Source organism: Myceligenerans xiligouense (assembly GCF_003814695.1).
Classification (GTDB): domain Bacteria; phylum Actinomycetota; class Actinomycetes; order Actinomycetales; family Cellulomonadaceae; genus Myceligenerans; species Myceligenerans xiligouense.
On sequence record NZ_RKQZ01000001.1, the window covers coordinates 3217541 to 3236745 of the forward strand.

Genomic DNA, 19205 nt, shown 5'->3' on the forward strand with positions numbered 1-19205 from the left:
CACCCAGCCCGCTCCCACGCATCCGGTCACCAGCGCAGCGCCGCCGTGTGCACGGGAGCGTCCCACAGCGCCTCCAGCTCGTCGTCCAGCCGCAGCACGGTGACCGACGCGCCCTGCATCTCGAGAGACGTGACATAGCTGCCCACGAGCGAGCGGGCCACGGTCACGCCCCGCTGTTCCAGCAGGCGCCGCGCTCGACCATAGACCACGTAGAGCTCCGAGGCGGGGGTTCCCCCCATTCCGTTGACGAACAGCAACACACGCTCGCCCGGCGCCAGTCCGAGGTCGTCCGCGACCGGGTCGAGCAGCATCTGCGTCACCTCGTCCGCCGGCGCCACCCGCACCCGGTGCCGGCCGGGCTCGCCGTGGATGCCGATACCGATCTCCATCTGGTCGTCCGGGAGGTCGAAGCTCGGCCCGCCGACGTGCGGGACGGTGCAGGCCGTGAGCGCGACACCCATGCTCCGCACGTTGTCCACCACGTGCTGCGCGATGCGGGTGACGTCCTCCAGGTCGCCGCCCTGCATGGCCGCCGCGCCGGCGATCTTCTCCACGCAGAGCGTCCCGGCCACGCCCCGGCGACCCGCCGTGTAGGTCGAGTTCTCGACGGCGACGTCGTCGTCCACGAGAACCGCGGTGACGCGCGCGCCCTCGGCCTCCGCGAGCTCCACGGCGAGATCGAAGTTGAGCACGTCGCCGGTGTAGTTCTTCACGATCGCGAGCACGCCCGCACCGCCGTCGGCCGCGTGCAGGGCGGGCAGGATGCCGTCGGGCGTGGGCGACGTGAACACGGCGCCCGGCACGGCGGCGTCGAGCATCCCGTCGCCGACGAAGCCGCAGTGCAGTGGTTCGTGACCGGATCCGCCGCCGCTGACCAGGCCGACCTTTCCGGTCGTCGCGCCGCCGACGCGGGTCACGTAGGTGGGGTCGTGATGCACCTGGACCAGGTCGGCGTGCGCGAGCGCGAAACCGGCCAGCGAATCGGCGACGGCGTTCTCGGGATCGTTGAGCAGCTTCTTCACGGCTGGTCCCTTCCTCGTCGACGCGGGTACCTCCATCCTCTCACCGGCGCAGCAGCGCGCGAGCGTCCGCGACCGTGACGACGGATCCGGTGACCAGCACGGCGCTGCCCGCCCCGACGCCGACGTCGTCCCCCGCCTCGGCCAGGTCCGCCGCGATCTGGATCGCCTGGGTGAGGTCGGCCGCGACGTGCACGCGGTCCTCACCGAAGACGTCGTTGGCCACCTCGGCGAGCTCCTCGGGTTCCATGGAGCGCTCGTTGGTGTTGCGCGTGACCACGATCTCCGCGAGCACGGGTTCGAGAACCGCGAGGAGCCCTTCGGCGTCCTTGTCCGCCATGATGCCGACGACGCCGATGATCCGCCGCAGGTCGAACGCCTCCTCCAGCGTCCCGGCCATGGCCTCCGCACCGGCGGGGTTGTGGGCGGCGTCGACGATCATCGTCGGGCTGGAACGCACCACCTCCAGCCGTCCAGGGCTGGTGACCTGCGCGAACCCGGTCTCCACGACACCGCCGTCGAGCGCCTTGCCACCGCTGATCAGCGCCTCGGTCGCGGCGAGCGCCAGCAGCGCGTTGTGCGCCTGGTGCTCGCCGTGCAGGGGGAGGTACACGTCCGTGTAGAGGCCGCCGGGGGTGCGCAGGGCGACGAGCTGGCCGCCGACGGCGAGCTGCCGGGCCGCGACCTCGAGCTCGACACCCTCACGGATCAGATGGGCGCCGACCCGCTCGGCGCGGGCCCGGATCTCGGCGTCGGCGTCCTCACGCTGGGCGGCGACGATCGCCGTGGCGCCGTCCTTGATGATCCCGGCCTTCTCGGCGGCGATCTCCGCGATGCTGTGGCCGAGCCACTTCTCGTGGTCCATCGCGACGGGTGTGAGGACGGCGACGGGTGCGTCGACGACGTTCGTGGAGTCCCAGCCGCCCCCCAGCCCCACCTCGATGACCGCGACGTCGACGGGCGCGTCGGCGAACGCGGCGATCGCCATGACGGTCAGGACCTCGAAGAAGCTCAGGGGCGGGCCGCCGTCGGCCTCGGACTCGCGGTCGGCGACGCCGATGTAGGGGGCGACGTCCTCGAAGACCTCGACGAAGCGCTCCTCGTCGAGTGGTTCACCGTCGATCTGGATGCGTTCGGTGACGCTGGCCAGATGAGGGCTGGTGAACAGGCCGGTACGCAGGCCGTGCTCACGGACCAGCGACTCGACCATGCGGGCGGTCGAGGACTTGCCGTTGGTGCCGGTGATGTGGACCGTCCGGAACGCGCGGTGGGGATCGCCCAGCAGTTCGAGCACCCGCTCGACGCGGGCCATGGTGGGGTCGATCTGGTCCTCGGGCAGCCGGGAGAAGATCTCCTGGTTCACGGTCTTGAAGGCGTCGCTCACCAGACGAGGATAGGTGGGCGGGCGACGGAGCGGGTGGAGGGGTCCGCCCACTTGTCGGCGGGGCCGTCACGTTCCGGCTGCGCCGCCACGACGGCGCGCTACGGTGGGCCCGACCCGGCCCGTCCGAATCACCTGGGGAGATGTGCCCGAGAAGCAGAACCATTCCCTCGCCGTCGATCCAGCCGGCCGGTGGAGGGCCCTGGAGCAGACGTTCGCCGCGGAAGGGTACAGCGGCGGTCGCCCGGAGCCCTTGCCCGGCGGCTCCGGCGAACCGGCGCCGGGGATCATCGAGGTGGCAGGAACGACCCGGCCCGGCCTGATCGTCACCGCGCCCCACGCGACGAATCACGAACGCTCAGGCCGGGTGAAGTGGGCGGATCGGGGCACGGGCGGGCTCGCGTTGCTGCTCGCGGAAATCACCGGGTGTGGCGCGCTGATCGCTGTCGGCGGGCTGGCGAAGACTCCCGGCGACGCCAACTTCGATCCGCGTCATCCTTTGAAGGACCGTCTCGCGGAGCTCGCCCCGGACGTCGTCGTGGACCTCCACGGCATGCGCACGCGCGACGGCATGGACGTCGACCTCGGGTTCGGGGAGGGTGCCGTTCCCGAGAAATTCGTCGCCTCTCTGGACGACGCCGGACTGCGTTTCACTCGGAACGCACTCTTCGACGCGATGCGGCCGACGACGGTCGCCGCCAGCGCACAGGTGCGCGGTATCCCGGCGGTGCAGGTCGAGATCGGTGCGCACCTACGTCCGCCGGAGGCCGAGGCGACGGACATGTCACTGCTCGTCGACACCCTGGTGAGGGCTATCAAGGCGGAGGTACCTGAGACCGCGGGCACAGCGGTGCCCGGCGATCCCGCCCGGTCAGGACCATCTACCACGCCATGGCGTCTCTCCCCGCAGCTCGTCCCCATCCCGTCCGGCGTACCGACCGTGGTCGTTCGTCCCGAGATACTGCCCCAGACCACCGGCCCGGTCCCCGTGACAGTCCGTGCCGGTGACCGGACCGCCGTGGCCTGGGCGTGGACCTCGGAAGCCGCTGGGATGCCCGACCGTGTCCGCGACCTGCCTCCCGGCCAGGCAGGCGTGACTCGCCGGCTGGTCGCAGCTCTCACCGACGGCCCCGGACTCGCGCACCGCAGCGGAGCGATCGACGACGTCGACGTCGTCGTGCCACCGCTCCGTCGCCACCGCATCGTCGCGGCCCTCGCCGACGACCTGCCCGGCCGGCACGAGGTGCACGTCTCGCCGCAGGATGTTCCTGGGACCGGTTCCTACCTGCTGGTCCGGGACGGCGTCACCGCCTGGGTCACCGCAGTCCCCCGCGATCATGTCCGGCCCGGAACCGTACGACTCGACTACCAGCACCGCCTCCTGACCATGTCCGGCGCCCGTACCGAGGAGATGAGCGATGCGGAGCACGTCGTCCTGATCGCGGCACCACGGGCCATGATCGAGACGGGAACAACTCTCCCCTGGCCGCGCCGCGCCGCCACCGCCCTCGACCGCGGGCTCGAACGTCTCTGGCGGAGGCTCTTCGGCGCACCTGAATTCTCCGCACGCGTCGTCCAGGCGCACGCGGGTGACGACGCCACGCCGATCGTGTCGCTGAACCCTGCCGCGTTCGACCGCCTCGGGATCGACCCTGGGCAGCAGGTCATGGTGCGCTGGGGCGGACGCGAGGCGGCGGCGCAGGCCGTCGAGGACCACGATCCGCCGTCGTCGGGTGGGGTTGCCGCCGTCTCCAAGGCCGCACAACGCGTGAACAGGCTGTGGCCGGATCCGCCCGAGGACCTGTCACCGCACGTCGTGGTGCGGATGTCGGCTCATCTCAGGGGGCAGCTCGAGGCGCCGACGTCAACGGTCGTCACGATCCGGCGCCGGCTGCGCACCTTCCTCATGGCGAACCTGAACCGGCTGGTGATCCCCGTGGCCGGGCTCGGCCTCGCGATTCACCAGATCAACGATCCCCGCTGGCCGGTCATCGGGACCGCCGCCGTGCTCATGACCTTCTTCGCACTGGCCAGGCTCCGGATACCGAAGCCACGATCCGGGGCTCATGTCGACAAGGGCTGGGTGAACACCATGGCCGGGTCGGCAGACGCCACCCCCGTGGCCCGGAACCCCGTCCGCTCTCCTCGCTCTCGCGCCCGCCGACCGCGGCTCCGGTGAGGTCGGCCGCTCCCGGAGGCAGGGTGAGAAAGTAGGCATGTGACGGCTCAACACCTCCCCGGCGACCAAGCATTCTTCGCGGAATGGGCCGCAAGGAGACCCGGGGAACGACGATCACTCGCCCGCGCCCGCGCGGTGGGCACAGTGCTAGGAACGTGGGACCGAACACCGCCCGTACTCGCCGTCGTGGGTTCGAAGGGCAAGGGAACGGCGGCGGTTCATGCCGCGGCGGTCCTCTCGTGCGCGACAGTCCCCGAGGTGGAAAGCCGAGCGCACATCGGCCTGATCACCTCTCCCGGCTTGCGCGTCAACCGGGAGCGGATGCGGTTCGACGGTGTCGCGATCTCACCCGCGGAGTACGACGTCGAGTCCGCACGGCTCGCGGCCGCGCGCACCGCCGTGCGCCAGGACGGGTCCGGGTACCTCTCCCCCACCGGGGCCTACACGATCACGGGCGCCTCCTGGGCCACCAGGCGCGGCGCGAACGCCCTGGTCCTCGAGGAAGGGCTGGGCGGCCGGTCGGACGAGGTCGGCCTGTTCGACCCACAGGTCGTCGCGGTGACGAAGGTGTTCTACGAACACGGCGACGTGCTTGGCCCCACCCTGGACGACGTCGCGCGCGACCTGCTCGGGGTCGTCGGCCAGGGCACCAGGACGATCGTCACGGTCGAACAGGATGTCGACGTGACGGCGATCATCGAAGAGACCGCGAGGAAGTACGGCACCGACGTCGTGACCGTCAGCACAGCAACTGCTTCACACGCCCCCGAAGCACTGCCACCACTCACGCGGCTCAATGCTGCGGTCGGCGAGTCCGCGGCCCGGGCGCTCACGGCGGATCTTGGCTGGATCGTGGACGATCCCACCGTGGCTACGGTACTGAGGTCCGTGCGCATGCCGGGACGGATGAGCACGTATCGGCGGAAGGCCGGTCCGGTGATGGTCGACGGCGCCATCTCCCCCGAAGGCATCCGGGCGGCCATCGACGCGTACCGGGTCCTGCGTGAGGAAGCGGGGAACGGCGACGAGGGCCTTGGGACCGTCGTGGCCAGCTTCCCCGACACGAAGGACGCGGAAGCGTGCTTCGCGGAACTCCGGGACTTCGCAACGGTGATCCCGGCGCGCGCTGATGACTACCTGGCTTTCACCAAGGCGGAGGCTCTCTACCCCGAAGTCCTTCCAGCCGCTGACGCACTGGCCCGAGGATTGGCGGGCGGGCCATGCCTGCTCGTCGGCACGCAGTCGTTCGTCGCCCTCGCGCTGGACGTTCTCGACATCTCCACAGATCTGGCCTATCGGGCACCGGGCTGACCAGACCCGGCCACCGGCACACAGCCAACACGATCAGGCTGCCAGAGCGCTCCTCACAGTCAGTCGTAGATCTTCTCCGCGTACCTCGGGCCGTAGTAGGCGTCCAGGTCTGCGAGGGAATCGTGCTTGCGCTCGAGTGCCTTCGAGATGACCGCGCGGCGCGGAACGGCGTCGGGCTCCCACGACTCCGGGTCCCACGCCTTCGACCGGAGGAACGCCTTGGAGCAGTGGTAGAACACCTCGGCGATCTCGACCTCGAGGCCGATCACGGGCACATGGTTGCGGACCTGGAGGTCCGCGAACCAGGGCGCGTCACGCACGATGCGCGCGGTGCCGTTGACCCGCAAGGTGTCGCCACGGCCCGGGACGACGAAGATCAGCCCGACACGTGGATCGGCGAGCAGGTTGTGGAAACCGTCCGCGCGGCGGTTGCCGGGCCGCTCGGGGACACCGATGGTGTGGTCGTCGAGCGCGACGGCGAGCGATCCCGCCGGGTCGCCCTTGGGTGACACGTCGAGGTGGCCGTCGGGGGCGGCGGTGGCGACGAAGCCGAGCGACGCCGCCGCGAGAAATTCCCGGTCGATCGCGTGCAGGGCGGTACGCACCTTGTCACGCGCCGGGGGGATCGCCTGGCCGACGATGCCCTCCAGTTCCGTGACGGACATGATCCGGGTACCCCGGCGAGAGGTCGCAGCAGCAGTCATGGTCTCAACGTAGCGGCGGCGTCCGGCCGCGGTACCGACGGGCGCGCCGGCACGCCCCCGGCAGCCGGGCACGGTCAGCCGAGCCAGCCTTGTTCTCGGGCGACCCAGACGGCGGCGGTGCGGTCCTGGACGTCCAGCTTGGCGAAGACGCGGATCAGGTGCGTCTTCACGGTGGCCTCCGTGATGAACAGCCGGGCGCCGATCTCCGCGTTGGAACGGCCGCTCGCCACCAGGGCCAGTACCTCGATCTCGCGCGGGGTGAGCCGGTCCGTCCGGACGGAGGACACCAGGCGTGTGGCCACACGGGGCGCCAGCACCGTCTCGCCCCGTGCCGCCGCGCGGATCCCGGCGACCAGGTCCGCACGCGGGGTGTCCTTGAGCAGGTAGCCCGTGGCCCCTGCCTCGACGGCGCGCAGGATGTCGGCATCGGTGTCATAGGTGGTCAGGACCACGACACGCGGCGGGCCGCCTGTCGCGCGGATCCGGCTCGTGGCGCCGACGCCGTCGAGCACCGGCATCCGGAGATCCATGAGGACGACGTCGGGCGTCAGCTCGGCGGCCAGAGCGACCGCCTGGGCGCCGTCACTCGCCTCGGCGACCACCTCGAGGTCGGCTTCGACGGTCAGCATGCCCACCAGCCCTGAGCGCACCACGGGATGGTCGTCCGCCACCAGCACCCGGATCATCCGCTCCGCCCTCCCGCGTTACCGCCGCCGCCGGCTCCGGCTCCGGCTCCGGCTCCGGCTCCGGCTCCGGCTCCGGCTCCGGCCCCAGGTTCCTCGGTATCCCCCAACGGCAGCCACACCGCCACGAGTGTTCCGCCCGTCTCGCCCGGGCCGATCGACAGGCTACCTCCGGCCGTCGCGACACGTTCGCGCATGCCGGACAGCCCGAACCCCTCGTCGGCCCCCAGTCCGAAGTCTCCGGGGAGCCCGCGTCCGTCGTCGGACACCTCGAGCAGCACCGCGTCGTCCGCACACGCCAGGCGGACCTCGACCGTGCTCGCGGCCGCATGACGCCGCACGTTCGCGAGACCCTCCTGCGCCACCCGCAGCAGCACCACCTCGGCCGACGGGGGCAGGCCCAGCACGCCGTCGGCGACGAACCACGCCTGCAGGCCGGTCTCCTCGCCGAACCGGGTCACGAGGCGGCCGAGCGCCTCGGCCAGCGACTTCTCCTTCAACGGTGCCGGCGCGAACGCCGCGACCAGCGCCCTGGCCTCGGCGAGGTTGTCACGTGCCGTCTCCTCGATCAGGTGGAGCCGATCGCGTGCCGACTCGGGACCGTCGGCGTCCAGCACCGCCGAGGCCGCCTGCGCCTGCATGACGACGCTCGTGAATCCCTGCGCGAGCGTGTCGTGGATCTCCCGGGCGATGCGTGCCCGTTCCGCCTCCACCCCCGCGGCGTGGTGCGACCGGGCCAGGGCGTCCTGGGCGGCGCGGAGCTCGTCGACGAGTCGCGCGTGCTCCTCACCGCGCCGCATCGTCCACGCGACCCACATGCCCAGCCCGACGGCGAACACGAGGATCACCGCCATCTGCGCCGGGACCGTGGTTACCAGGCCCGGCGTGAACCCCTCACGGGCCAGGATTCCCAGCACCGCCGTCACCGCGAGCGCCGTGCTGGCGGCGACGGACCACCGCCGCCGCTCGAGAAGCATCCAGCAGTGCGCGAACGCCACGAACAGCAGAAGGGAGGCACTGCCGGAACCCGTGAGCGCGGCTCCGGTGCCGAGCACGAGGACGACGAGGTAGGCCGCGGCGGTCGACTGGTTCCGTGAGCGTGCGGCACGCCGCCCCCAGATCGCGTACGCGAGGCCGATGAGGGCGATCGCCGTGCAGGACAGCAGCAGGTCACGTCCGTGCGTGCCCTCGACGGCGATCTGGATCGCGGTGAGGACCAGGATCGCGACGAACGCGACGTCCCACCACACGACGATCCGGTCCCAGGCGGCGTACGGCCCGCCGGGCGCCGGCGGCAGGTCGTCCCCGACGGCCGGCGGCGGGACGGCATGCCCGGCGGCCGTCGCCGTGCGGCTCGCCGCGTCACCCGTCATCTCGCCTCCGCCAGCGGAACGTCCGCACGCCGACCACGAGTCCCAGGATCAGCCACGCTCCCAGGACGGCGGCGATCAGGGGGTACTGCCACTCGCCTGTGCTCTCGACGGCCGCGAACTCGTCGGGCAGGAACACCGACCGCATGCCCTGGGCCATCCACTTGAGCGGGAAGACCTGTGCGACCTGTTGCATCCACTCCGGCAGTGCGGGATAGGGGAAGAAGACGCCGGAGATGAACTGGAGCACCAGGACGACCGGTGTCACCACCGCCGAGGCCGACCGCCCGGACCGCGGTACTCCTGAGAACGCCACCCCGGTGACCGTACCCGTGGCGGTCCCGAGCACGAACACCCAGGCGAAGGTCCACCAGCGGTCGCCCTCCGGCATCGGGACGTCGAACGCGAGCACGGCCAGCGCGATCAGCGCGGTCATCTGCACGACCGAGACCAGGAGTACCTGGCCCACCTTGCCGAGGAAGTAGGAGAGCACCGGGAGCGGCGTGGCGCGCAGGCGCTTGAGCGTGCCGTCGTCGCGTTCGACGGCGATCGAGATCGCGACGGTCTGGAAGCTGGACAGCATGATTCCGGTGGCGACCATGCCGGGCAGGAAGTACTGGGCGAAGCTGATCTCCATCTGCCCTGCCGCGATGTCGAACACCTGCTCCTGGCCGCCGAACACGGCGGCGAAGATCGTCATCATGATCAGCGGGTAGGCGAAGATGAAGATCATCGCGTCGCGTTCACGCAGGAAGCCGAGCATCTCGACGCGGGTTCGCACCAGGGCGAGGCTGACGGTGCCGGGGAGCGGGAGGGACCGGGCCGGGGCCGTCCGGCCGGTGTCGTGGGTGCTGCTGGTCATCGCTGCTCCTCCGCGTTCGATCCCGTGGTGGATCGGCCGTCACCGATGAGGTCGAGATAGACGTCCTCCAGGGTGGGCCGGGTGACGGTGAGCCCTGGGATCTCACCGCCTGGAGCCGCGACGTCTCGCGCGAGCCGGGCGACCGCCTCCGTCGGTCGTTCGGTGCGCAGGAACTGCCGTTCGTCGCCGTCGAGCCAGGTGACCAGCGGTGTGCGCGCGTCCGGTCCGCCGAGAGCGTCCGGCGGGCCGGCGGCGACGATCCGCCCGCGGTCGATGACCACCACCCGGTCGGCCAGGTAGGCCGCCTCCTCCAGGTAGTGGGTGGTCAGCAGGATCGTGGCGCCGTCGTCGCGCAGGCCGGTCACGAGGTCCCAGAACGAGCGCCGCGCCTGCGGGTCGAAGCCGGTCGTGGGCTCGTCGAGGAAGAGGAGCTCCGGCCGGCCGACGATCCCGAGCGCGACGTCGAGGCGTCGCCGCTGACCGCCGGACAGGGCGCGCGCCCGCTTGCGTACGTGCTCGGTGAGGCCCACGGCCTCGATCACCTCGGCGGGGGGCCGCGGCCCTGGGTAGTACCGCGCGGTGGCGCCGACCATCTCGCCGACGGTCAGCTCGCCGAGATCACGCGAGTCCTGGTGGACGACCCCGATCCGCGTCCGCCACGCGCGGCCGGCTCGCGCGGGGTCCTCGCCGAGTACGGACACCTCGCCTGCGTCGCGGTCCCGGAAACCCTCCAGGATCTCGATGGTGGTGGTCTTCCCGGCGCCGTTGGGACCGAGGAGCGCGAAGATCTCACCACGCCGGACATCGAGGTCGAGGCCGTCGACGGCGGCGACGTCCCGGACGCCGCCCGGGCCGCGCGAGCGGTAGCTCCTGCGCAGCCCGCGGACGCTGACGGCCGCGGCGGGAGGTCGCTCCGGGGCGATTCCCCGGGCCGATGAGTGGTCGGTTCGCATGCGTTCATCGTCGAGCACCGCCTCCGGCTCCGCCACCACCGGTCGACCGGAAAGGCATTCAACCGTTCGGTTGACCCGGCCGGATACCGGCACGGGATCCCGGGACGATGCGATACCTCAGCGCGGGCGCGTCGGTGCGGGCGCCTCAGCGCACGCCCCGCAGCCTCCACCCCGCCACCGCCGCGCCCACGACCAGCGCGACCACCCACATCGACGCCGGCCCGTGCGCGTCCGGATCCACGAGGGTGAGCGCGAGGTACTCCCCCAGGACCCGGATCGGCTCGAACGGGTAGGCCCGCAGGAACTCCGCGGCGGTGTGCACCTGCTGCAGGGTCGCGTTGATCGCCGGCAGCAGCGACTGCGCGAGCCACACGAGCGCGAGCGCCGGAGCCCACATCACCCACGTCCATGGCCGCCCGACGGCGACGCTCGTCCCGAGCGCCACGCCGACCAGCACCGCCAGCAGCCAGCTCGTCCCCAGCTGCGCTCCGGGGAACTCGGGCAGCACGATGGCCAGGGCGTCCTGCGCGAACAGGATCGGCACCGCGGCGGCGCAGGCCCGGAGCCAGACGGGCCCGAGGGCGGTGAGCAGCCCGAGCACGAGGCCACCCGTCGTGGCCACCAGCGCGACGACGGCGAGGCCCGCGACGATCTCGGAACCCGCGGCGGCGCCTCGGGGCCACCAGCCCTCCATCGCTCCCCCCGCCAGGAGGAACGTCCCCACCGCGGTGCCGAGCGTGCCGACGACGGCGGCCCCGGCCGCCCACGTCGCCGGAGGCTGCCGACCGACGACGGCCACGGCGCGACGCCTGACGAGCGCGGCCAGGCAGCCCGCGGCGGCGCCCCCGGCCACCATGCCGGTGACGAAGCTCGACAACGTCGGCAGGCTCTGCCCGTCGCCCCGCACCAGGAGGTACACCTGGGGCGCGACCGCGACGGCGAGCCAGGCCACGGCCGCCGCGAGCATCACGACGACCGGCAACCACCAGTTCCGGCGCACCAGGCCGGGAGCGCCCGCGTCCTTCTCACCGTTCACGCGGGCGATCCTGGCAAGTCGTCTCCGTCACGGTCAACTACGCGGACTTCCGCACCGAGACGGTCCGGTCCGGTCCGGTCGCGGCGGACACGGCCACCGAGTCCGCCAGCGTCTCCGCGGCCACGAGCGCCTCGTGCCCGCGCACCGCCTCGACCCACTCGCCCGGCACCGCGAGCGTGAGGGCGATCCGGTCGGTCACGTGCAGGCCGGCGGCCTTGCGCGCCTCCTGCACGTCACGGATCACGTCGCGCGCGTAGCCCTCGGCCCGCAGGTCGTCGTCGAGCGCCAGGTCGAGCACCACGAACCCGCCGCCGGCCAGGACCGCGGCCGCGACGTCGGCCCCCGCGTCCTCGCCCACGACCGTCGCCAGCTCGTACTCGGACGCGAGCAGCTCGACGTCGCCGTCGGCGGTCCGCACGACCACGTGCGCGATGCCGTCGTCGCCCGCCGTCTTCGTCCAGTCGCCCGCCTTCGACGCCTTGATGACGGCCTGCACGCCCTTCCCGAGGCGCGGCCCGGCGGCCCGGGCGTTGACGGCGAGGCGCTCGGTGATCCCGTACGACGCCGCCACCTCGGGCGAGAAGGCCACCAGCTCGACCGACTTCAGGTTCAGCTCGGACGCGAGCAGCTCGGCGAACGGCGCGACGCCATCCGGGTCCGGCACGGCCACCACCAGGGACTTCAACGGCTGGCGCACCCGCAGCCCGTTCGCCTTGCGCAGCGCCAGGGTCTGCGACACGACGGCGCGCGCCGACTCGACGGCGGCCACCAGTGCGTCGTCGGCCACCAGGACCGCGTCCTCCGCGCCGCCGGCCGACGCCCCTCGGGGCGTCCCGAGGGACGGCCAGTCCGCCAGGTGCACCGACCGGCCGCCGGTGAGCCCGCGCCAGACCTCCTCCGTGGTCAGCGGCGCGAGCGGCGCCATGACCCGGCACAGCACCTCCAGGGCGGTCCAGAGGGTGTCGAACGCGTCGGCGTCCTCCTCCCAGAACCGGTCCCGCTGGGTGCGGACGTACCAGTTGGTCAGCGCGTCCAGGTACTGGCGCACGGTCTCGCACGCACCCGCGATGTCGTACCCGTCGAGCTGCTCGGTGACCGTGACAGCCAGGTCGCGGGTGCGCGCGAGCAGATAGCGGTCCATCGCGCCCAGCCCTGCCACGCGCTCGGGGTCGAGGGGGCGGGCCAGCCGGCCCCGGTCGCCGTCGGCCCCCTTGACGCTGTTGGCGTACAGGGTGAAGAAGTAGTACGTGCTCCACAGCGGCAGCAGGACCTGCCGTACCGCGTCGCGGATGCCGTCCTCCGTCACGACCAGGTTGCCGCCGCGCAGGATCGGCGAGGCCATGAGGAACCAGCGCATCGCGTCCGACCCGTCGCGGTCGAAGACCTCGTTGACGTCCGGGTAGTTGCGCAGCGACTTGGACATCTTGCGGCCGTCGGATCCGAGCACGATGCCGTGCGACAGCGCCGTCTGGAACGCCGGGCGGTCGAACAGCGCGGTCGCGAGGATGTGCAGCGTGTAGAACCAGCCGCGGGTCTGGCCGATGTACTCCACGATGAAGTCGCCCGGGTGGTGGTGCTCGAACCAGTCGGTGTTGTCGAACGGGTAGTGCACCTGGGCGTACGGCATGGAGCCGGAGTCGAACCAGACGTCCAGCACGTCCTCGACGCGCCGCATCGTCGACTTCCCGGTCGGGTCGTCGGGGTTGGGCCGGGTCAGCTCGTCGACGAACGGGCGGTGCAGGTCCGGCGCGTCGGGGTTCGCGGGATCGCGCGGCAGCCGCCCGAAGTCACGCTCCAGCTCCTCGAACGAGCCGTACACGTCGATCCGCGGGTAGGCCGGGTCGTCGCTCTTCCACACCGGCACGGGCGAGCCCCAGAACCGGTTACGGGTGATCGACCAGTCGCGCGCGTTCGACAGCCACTTGCCGAACTGCCCCTCCTGGATGTGCTCGGGAACCCAGGTGATGTCCTTGTTCAGCTCGACCATGCGGTCCTTGAACTTCGTCACCTCGACGAACCACGACGACACGCCCATGTACATCAGCGGCTGCCGGCAGCGCCAGCAGTGCGGGTAGGAGTGGTCGTAGGACTCGCGGCGCACCAGCACCGTGCCCGCGGTGACCGCACCGGCCTCGTCGTCCGCCCCGCCACGCGTGCGGGCCTTCAGGTGGTCGATGATCGGCGAGTTCGCGTCGAACACCTGCAGGCCGGCGTACTCGTCCACGGGGTGGGTGAACCGGCCGTCGGCCCCGACCGGCATGACGGACTCCACGCCCTCCCGGTCGCACACGATCTTGTCGTCCTCGCCGAACGCGCCGGCGCTGTGCACCAGGCCCGTACCGTCCGTGGTGGTGACGAAGTCCGCCTCGACGACGCGGTGCGCGCGCTCACGGCCCACGTAGTAGGAGAACGGCGGGGTGTAGGCGACGCCGAGCAGGTCGCGACCGGTGAGGCGGGCGACGACACGCGCTTCCTCCGCGCCTTCCTCGACCAGCTCGCGGGCGTACGCGGCCAGCCGTGCCTCGGCGACGACGGAGCGGGTGCCCGCCGACTCCACCACGACGTAGTCGATGTCCGGACCCACCATGACCAGCAGGTTGGACGGCAGGGTCCACGGCGTCGTGGTCCAGATCAGCAGCTTGTCACCCGGCCGCACCCCCGCCGACGCCGCGGCGTCCGGCACGGTGGTGACGTCGAAGCCCACCGTGACCGCCGGGTCCTGGCGGTTCTGGTAGACGTCGTCGTCCATGCGCAGCTCGTGGTTGCTCAGCGGCGTCTGGTCGTTCCAGCAGTAGGGCAGGACGCGGAAGTCCTCGTAGATCAGGCCCTTGTCGTACAGCGACTTGAACGCCCAGATCACCGACTCCATGAAGGTCGGGTCGAGCGTCTTGTAGTCGTGCTCGAAGTCGACCCAGCGCGCCTGGCGCGTGACGTAGGCGCGCCACTCGTCGGTGTACTTCATGACGGAGCTGCGGCAGGCCTCGTTGAACTTGTCGATGCCGAGCTCGACGATCTCGTCCTTGGTCTTGATGCCGAGCTGGCTCATCGCCTCCAGCTCGGCCGGCAGGCCGTGCGTGTCCCAGCCGAAGCGCCGCTCGACGCGCTTGCCGCGCATCGTCTGGTAGCGCGGCACGACGTCCTTCGCGTAACCGGTCAGCAGGTGGCCGTAGTGGGGCAGGCCGTTGGCGAAGGGCGGGCCGTCGTAGAAGACGAACTCGTTCTCGCCGTTCTCGCCCGCGTCGCGCTGGTCGATGGAGGCCTGGAAGGTCCCGTCGACCTCCCAGTGGTCGAGGACCTCGCGCTCGAGCGCGGGCAGGTCCGGGGACGCGGCGACGTTGTCGTCGCCGCGGTGCAAGGGATAGCGGGCTGAGTCAGCCATGGTCTCGTGGCTCCTGCGGTGGTGGTCGGTCCGGCAGCGCTGCTGCGAGGACGACACAACATCTGCCGCGGTACCACCCCGCTTGCCGCGCGCGTGTGCCGCCCCGTGGGGCGGCGGCCGCGAGCGGCCGCTCGTTGACGGCTGTGACGGGCCTGCCCGTCCGGTTCTACTGAGATGCCCGACGGCGGCCGCGGGTGCGGTCGCGCTGCGGGTACCCGTTCTTCCGGAGGCTCACCGGTGATGGCCGGGTCGATGCCTGTGGGCACATCCTAGCGTCAGGTCGCAACCGGAATGTCGGCTACACCACGGTGAAGGCGACGGTGTGGTGTCCCGTGGCGCCGTCCGGGGCCGGGGGCGCCTTCGCGTCCGTCTGCGTCTCGCCGTCGGTGTTGGTGGCACGGACCGACACCGTGTGGTCCCCCGCCTCGAGGTCCAGCACCGCACGCCACTGGCGCCAGGTGTCGACCCCGGTGGACTCGGCCAGTTCGGCGGGGATCCAGTCGCCGTCGTCGGCCTTGACCTCGACGCCCTGGATGCCGACGTGCTGCGCCCACGCCACCCCGGCCACCACCACCTCGCCGGCGTCGACGTTCGCGAAGCCGCGCGGGACGTCGACGCGGGACTGCACCTTGATGGGCCCCAGCGCGGACCAGCCGCGCGGCGTCCAGTAGCCCTCGTCCTGGTCGAACGTGGTGACCTTGAGCTCGGTCACCCACTTGGTCGCCGACACGTACCCGTACAGGCCCGGCACGACCAGCCGCGCCGGGAACCCGTGCCGCGTCGGCAAGGGCTCGCCGTTCATACCGATGGCCAGGAGGGACATCCGGTCCGGGTCGGTGAGCACCTCCAGCGGCGTGCCGGCGGTGAAGCCGTCCACGGACCGCGACAGCACCATGTCGGCGCCCGCCTGCGGCCGGGCCCGCTCCAGCAGCTCCCGGATCGGGTAGCCGAGCCAGAGAGCATTGCCGATGAGGTCGCCGCCCACGGCGTTCGACACGCAGGCGAGGGTCACGTGGTGCTCGGTCATCGGCAGGGCGACCAGTTCGTCCCAGCCGATCTCGAACGGCTCCTCGACCATCCCGGTCACGCGCAGCGACCAGTTCTCGGGGTCCACCTCCGGGACTCGCAGGGCGGTGTCGATGCGGTAGAAGTCGTCGTTCGGCGTCACGTACGGGGCCAGGCCGTCCACCGGAAGGTCCGCACCCGACGGGACCGGATCCGCGGGTCGCGCCGCGTCCGGGAGCCGGAAGCGCTCACGCACCGCCTCCACGGCACGCCCGCCGGCACCGATCGCCTGCGACGCCGCGAGCGCCACCAGCGCACCCGCCGCGGCAAGACCGGTGATCTGGAGGAAGCGGCGGCGGTCGGGGCCCGACGGCGGCGCGGCGGGCGGGGCGGCGTCCTGCGGCGCGGCGGACGAGGTGGCGTCCTGCGCTGCGGCGGGCACGGTGAGGTCCGGCGCGGTGTCCGGGCCGGGGCGGGCAGCGTCGGGACTTTCGCCGTCGGCACGCCTGTCCGGGACGGCTTCCCCGGCGCCGGGCACGGCGCGGGGCGCGGGGCGGGTGACCCCGCCGGTCCCCAGCGTGCGCACGGCGGCCCGCAGCACCGGTACGGCCACGCCGATGCCGATCAGGCTCGGCGCGGCCCACAGCGGCGTGGCGGCCGGCCGTGTGGCGGCGAGGACCGCGCCCGCCAGGCCCACCAGGACCAGGAGTGCGACGCCGATGCCGGACCGGCGGCGCTCGAGCCAGCCTGCGAGGGCAGCGCCCACCGCGAGGACGAAGCCCATCGAGCCGAGCAGCACCGCCTTGTCGGCGGTCCCGAACCATTCGACCGCGAAGTCCTTGAGCCATGACGGCACGATGTCGACGACGGCGGCACCACCGGCGAAGATCGTGCTGGCGCCGGGGGCGATCACGGCGGACAGCAGCTCGGACACCGCCAGCCCCACACCGGCGGCGACGACTCCTGCCACGGCGGCGAGCGCCCCATGCCTGTCACCTGAGTTCATGCCTGTCAGCCTCGCACCTGCGGCCCGCCGGCACCGCGCCGTGGCCCACACCGTCACAACTCCGTAAGGGGTGGAGGCAGGGCACCCGCCCGCGGCCGGTCGCACTCCGGCGGCCGGTCACACTCCGGCGTCGCGCACGATCTTGCTGTTGTGGGCCTGCGCGCGCGGGCGGATCGTGACCTGGTCGATGTTCACGTGGTCCGGGCGGGAGACGGTCCAGGCGACGGTGTCGGCCACGTCCTCGGCGGTCAGCGGGGTGTAGCCCGCGTAGACCCGCGCGGCCTTCTCGGCGTCGCCGTCGAAGCGCACCAGGGAGAACTCCTCGGTGGCGACCGCCCCGGGTGCGATCTCGATGACGCGCACCGGCTCGCCGGCGATCTCCCAGCGCAGCGTCTGGGACAGCATGTGCTCACCGTGCTTGGCCGCCGTGTAGCCGGCGCCGCCCTCGTAGGCGCCGAGCGCTGCGGTGGAGGTCAGGTTCACGACGTCGGCCACACCGCGCGCCGCACCCGCCTCCCGCAGCAGCGGCAGCGTCGCCTTGGTGACCCGCAGGGTGCCGAGCACGTTCACCTCGTACATCCAGCGCCATCCGTCGACGTCGCCGTCCTCGACCTTGTCGAGGCCGAGCGCGCCACCGGCGTTGTTGATGACGGCGTCCAGCCCGCCGGTCGCCGCCAGGTGCTCGGCGAGCCCGGCCACGGCGTCGTCGTCGGTCACGTCCAGGGCGTACGGCTCCGCGCCGGTCTCGGCGGCGAGCGCCTCGAGCCGCTCCCTGCGCCGGGCGGCGGCGACCACCCTCCAGCCGTCGGCCGTGAGGCGACGCACGGTGGCGGCGCCGATCCCCGACGACGCCCCGGTGACCAGTGCTCTACGTCCAGTGGTGCTCATGTGGCACGAGACTACGCGGGGTTCTGACGTCGGCCCCACGAAACCGTGGCACTATTTCCGACATACCGCGCCAGGAAATCGTGGGCACAGGATGGACGACGGGGGAGCCTCAGTGAGCGATCTGCACCTGCTCGCACCGGTCGCACAGGAGGAGCCGGGGACGCGACGCGGCCGGTCGGTGGTCCTCGCCGTGGCGCTGGTGCTGGTGGTCGCGGCCGTGGTCTGGCTGTTCGTGACGCTGCTGCAGGGCTCGCGGGCAGAGGCCCGGACCGAGGCGGCCCTCGGGCACAGCGCGCATGCCGCGGGCGACTGCCGGGCGGCGGACGGGCACCTGAAGTCGGCCCTGAACTCCGGCACCGTCTCGTTCCTCGACCCTCCGGTCGACCGGACCGGGCTGCGCGCCGAACTCACCGCCTGCGAAACGCTGGAACGTGCGCGGCACCTCGCCGGGCGGCAGGAGCACCGCCGGGCGATCCGCGAGTTCGGGGACTACCTCGCCTCGGGTGTCGCGCGGTACGGCGACGCCCTGGGCGAGCAGTCCGAGGAGCGGATCGCGCTCGGGCGTGAGCTGGAGGCCAAGGACGCCGAACAGCGCGCGGTGCGGCAGTACGCCGCCGTCCTGGCCGACGCGCCGGGGACGCCCTCCGCCAAGACGGCACGGAAGCGGGTCTGGACGCTGTACGAGCGGGACGTCGAGTGGGGCAGCCGGAAGAATCCCTGCCAGGCCCTGGATCCCGCGCGCACCTGGACCAGGCAGGCCGGCGACGCGCTCGCGCCCGTCCGGGCCGCCGCGCACGACACCTTGTCCTGGTCGCTGCTGCGCTGCGGCGAGCAGAGGATCGCGAGCGGGCAGTCGGCCGCCAACGACGCCCGCTACCAGCCGCAGGCGTTCCGCGGGGCCCGGGCCGTCCTCACCCGGGCGGCCGAGAACTATCCGGACACGAAGCCCGGCAGGCTCGCGGACGAGAGGCTGGACACGTTGTCCGCCGTCGACGCGCGAGCCCAGGCCCGCGCCGCGGAGGTCGCGCGGGAACGGCTCCGGGTCGCCACGATCAAGAAGCAGGTCAGCGCTGCCCTGCGCGACGGCGACAGCCTCACGCGGCCCCGGAGGACCGGGGACGGCACGAGCGCGGTACACCTGACCGTCCGCAACGCCACGGGCCGTGAGCTCTACGTCGCCTGGACAGGCCGCCAGACCGATTCGGTCACCGTCCCGGCCGGCGGGAAGACCTGCGCCAGGGCGAAGACGGTCACGATCGTGCTGGAACCGGGCGCCTACGCGTTCGCGGTGCGCGAAAAGGGCGGATGGGCTGCCGGACGGTGGTCCCTCGCGAGCAAGGACTTCACCACCTGCGTGAAGTGAGGGACGGTGGCGGGTCGGTGTCCCGGCGTATGCTGTGGGCCGGATCGCGGGGCCCATCTGGTCTGC

The 19205-nt window shown here is 72.2% G+C and carries 14 protein-coding genes; 3 read left to right on the forward strand and 11 right to left on the reverse strand.

Annotated features, from left to right (window positions below; all coding sequences use genetic code 11):
- Window positions 1-26 precede the first annotated feature (26 nt).
- Both dhaK and EDD34_RS14030 read right to left on the reverse strand, forming a co-directional pair.
- Window positions 27-1022 (reverse strand): dihydroxyacetone kinase subunit DhaK, encoded by a 996-nt coding sequence (gene dhaK, locus EDD34_RS14025; protein ID WP_123815129.1) that lies wholly within the window; start codon window positions 1020-1022, stop codon window positions 27-29.
- 40 nt (window positions 1023-1062) lie between these two features.
- Window positions 1063-2403, reverse strand: a complete 1341-nt coding sequence (locus tag EDD34_RS14030; protein ID WP_246012430.1) for a bifunctional folylpolyglutamate synthase/dihydrofolate synthase — start codon at window positions 2401-2403, stop codon at window positions 1063-1065.
- A gap of 142 nt (window positions 2404-2545) precedes the next feature.
- On the opposite strand from EDD34_RS14030, the gene EDD34_RS14035 reads away from it, so the two are divergent.
- A complete protein-coding gene (locus tag EDD34_RS14035) occupies window positions 2546-4579 on the forward strand; it encodes a hypothetical protein (protein WP_123815130.1) in 2034 nt (677 codons plus the stop codon).
- A gap of 258 nt (window positions 4580-4837) precedes the next feature.
- Entirely contained in the window at window positions 4838-5890 is a 1053-nt protein-coding gene (locus tag EDD34_RS14040; protein ID WP_123815131.1) for a folylpolyglutamate synthase/dihydrofolate synthase family protein, read from the forward strand.
- A 59-nt stretch (window positions 5891-5949) separates the two neighbouring features.
- On the opposite strand, the gene EDD34_RS14045 is transcribed toward EDD34_RS14040, so the two are convergent.
- The 9 genes from EDD34_RS14045 to EDD34_RS14085 all read right to left on the reverse strand — a co-directional run bounded on the left by EDD34_RS14045 (window position 5950) and on the right by EDD34_RS14085 (window position 17776).
- Window positions 5950-6594, reverse strand: a complete 645-nt coding sequence (locus EDD34_RS14045; protein WP_123815132.1) for an MSMEG_1061 family FMN-dependent PPOX-type flavoprotein — start codon at window positions 6592-6594, stop codon at window positions 5950-5952.
- Between the two features lie 74 nt (window positions 6595-6668).
- Entirely contained in the window at window positions 6669-7280 is a 612-nt protein-coding gene (locus tag EDD34_RS14050; RefSeq protein ID WP_123815133.1) for a response regulator, read from the reverse strand.
- Complete coding sequence (locus tag EDD34_RS14055) at window positions 7277-8650, reverse strand: sensor histidine kinase (RefSeq protein ID WP_123815134.1); 1374 nt, start codon at window positions 8648-8650, stop codon at window positions 7277-7279. Before EDD34_RS14055 ends, EDD34_RS14050 begins: the two co-directional genes overlap by 4 nt.
- A complete protein-coding gene (locus tag EDD34_RS14060) occupies window positions 8640-9509 on the reverse strand; it encodes an ABC transporter permease (protein ID WP_123815135.1) in 870 nt (289 codons plus the stop codon). Before EDD34_RS14060 ends, EDD34_RS14055 begins: the two co-directional genes overlap by 11 nt.
- Complete coding sequence (locus tag EDD34_RS14065) at window positions 9506-10462, reverse strand: ABC transporter ATP-binding protein (protein ID WP_123815136.1); 957 nt, start codon at window positions 10460-10462, stop codon at window positions 9506-9508. The genes EDD34_RS14060 and EDD34_RS14065 overlap by 4 nt, the downstream gene beginning before the upstream one ends.
- Before the next feature lie 145 nt (window positions 10463-10607).
- Complete coding sequence (locus tag EDD34_RS14070) at window positions 10608-11498, reverse strand: hypothetical protein (protein WP_123815137.1); 891 nt, start codon at window positions 11496-11498, stop codon at window positions 10608-10610.
- A gap of 37 nt (window positions 11499-11535) precedes the next feature.
- Window positions 11536-14877 carry an isoleucine--tRNA ligase gene (gene ileS, locus EDD34_RS14075; RefSeq protein ID WP_123815138.1) on the reverse strand — a complete coding sequence of 1114 codons (3342 nt, stop codon included), beginning with the start codon at window positions 14875-14877 and terminating at the stop codon, window positions 11536-11538.
- A gap of 298 nt (window positions 14878-15175) precedes the next feature.
- The gene (locus EDD34_RS14080; protein WP_123815139.1) at window positions 15176-16888 is read right to left on the reverse strand and encodes a molybdopterin-dependent oxidoreductase; all 1713 of its coding nucleotides are present in this window, start codon (window positions 16886-16888) and stop codon (window positions 15176-15178) included.
- Window positions 16889-17005: 117 nt separating this feature from the next.
- On the reverse strand, window positions 17006-17776 hold the full coding sequence (locus tag EDD34_RS14085) for an SDR family oxidoreductase (RefSeq protein WP_123815140.1): 771 nt from the start codon (window positions 17774-17776) through the stop codon (window positions 17006-17008).
- 112 nt (window positions 17777-17888) lie between these two features.
- On the opposite strand from EDD34_RS14085, the gene EDD34_RS14090 reads away from it, so the two are divergent.
- Window positions 17889-19139, forward strand: a complete 1251-nt coding sequence (locus tag EDD34_RS14090; protein WP_123815141.1) for a hypothetical protein — start codon at window positions 17889-17891, stop codon at window positions 19137-19139.
- Window positions 19140-19205: the final 66 nt, after the last annotated feature.

What these genes read in the sequence shown, in the direction of transcription:
- EDD34_RS14045 (WP_123815132.1), bottom strand. Translation starts at nt 6,594, where the DNA reads ATGACTGCTGCTGCGACCTCTCGCCGGGGTACCCGGATCATGTCCGTC.
- EDD34_RS14050 (WP_123815133.1), bottom strand. Translation starts at nt 7,280, where the DNA reads ATGATCCGGGTGCTGGTGGCGGACGACCATCCCGTGGTGCGCTCAGGG.
- EDD34_RS14055 (WP_123815134.1), bottom strand. Translation starts at nt 8,650, where the DNA reads ATGACGGGTGACGCGGCGAGCCGCACGGCGACGGCCGCCGGGCATGCC.
- EDD34_RS14060 (WP_123815135.1), bottom strand. Translation starts at nt 9,509, where the DNA reads ATGACCAGCAGCACCCACGACACCGGCCGGACGGCCCCGGCCCGGTCC.
- EDD34_RS14065 (WP_123815136.1), bottom strand. Translation starts at nt 10,462, where the DNA reads ATGCGAACCGACCACTCATCGGCCCGGGGAATCGCCCCGGAGCGACCT.
- ileS (WP_123815138.1), bottom strand. Translation starts at nt 14,877, where the DNA reads ATGGCTGACTCAGCCCGCTATCCCTTGCACCGCGGCGACGACAACGTC.
- EDD34_RS14080 (WP_123815139.1), bottom strand. Translation starts at nt 16,888, where the DNA reads ATGAACTCAGGTGACAGGCATGGGGCGCTCGCCGCCGTGGCAGGAGTC.
- EDD34_RS14085 (WP_123815140.1), bottom strand. Translation starts at nt 17,776, where the DNA reads ATGAGCACCACTGGACGTAGAGCACTGGTCACCGGGGCGTCGTCGGGG.